This window comes from Massilia glaciei (genome assembly GCF_003011895.2).
Lineage (GTDB): Bacteria > Pseudomonadota > Gammaproteobacteria > Burkholderiales > Burkholderiaceae_D > Telluria_A > Telluria_A glaciei.
In genome coordinates, this window is record NZ_PXWF02000315.1 from 1 (window position 1) to 829 (window position 829).

At 69.2% G+C, this 829-nt stretch carries 1 protein-coding gene; it reads right to left on the minus strand.

Annotated elements, in window-relative coordinates:
* Positions 1–83: 83 nt before the first annotated feature.
* Positions 84–829: putative Ig domain-containing protein (locus C7C56_RS29140; protein ID WP_181373349.1), on the minus strand; the 746-nt coding region annotated here is incomplete at its 5' end.

The following is an 829-nucleotide window of genomic DNA, read 5'->3' on the forward strand; positions in this document are numbered from 1 at the left end:
CGGCGAGCGGCGAAGGGACGAAGGAAGCGACATTGGGGATTCTCCAGTGGGTGCGGGGTGAATGGTAGCGTTGTTTTGGGTGCTCATGCGTGCGGCCTGACGATATTTTTTTGTTCAATCTGCTCCAGATGGCGCATTGTGGCGTCGGAACCGCGTGCGAAACGCTGCGCCTGGCGCTGCAGTTGTTCGCTCAGGTGGCGTGCCGGGGCCGGGCCGTCGGCCGCACGCGGCGGTGCCTCGGGCAAGGCCTGGTCGCCGCGCTCGAGCCCTTTGAGTCCCAGCGCCTTGAGCAGGTCGAGCCCGGACAGGCCGGACTGTTTCTGTGGCGGCGGCCCCGCCGCTGCCGGCTCGCCGCCCAGCGTCAGGGTGGCGCGCAGCTCGTTGCCATCGGTGTCGACCGCCACCAGTTCGATCGTGATGAACGACAGCGCGCCGACCGGCGCCTCGCCGCTGAAGGTGCGGCTGGCGGCGTCGAAGTGCAGCCAGAGCGGCAGCGGCTGGCCGCCGGGCAGGGTGGCGCGCAGCGACACCAGCTCGCGCCCGCCGAAGATATTGCGGGGGAGCGTGAAAACAACACTGCCGGCGCTCGCCGCATCGTCGTAGTACAAGCGGAATGCCCCGCTTTCGTTGGCGCCGTCGATGGCCCGGCCCACCGCGGCGTCGATCGTGGCACCCAGCGGCGAGCCGCTCAATGTCCCTTCGATGGCCAAGCTGATCGGGGCGATGCCGTCGTCGCCGGACCGGGCCAAGTCGTTCTCGTCGGACCGCGCGAACGGATCGCTGAACCCGGTTCCGTTGTGCGGCGCATGCGGCAGCGGATCGAGCGGCT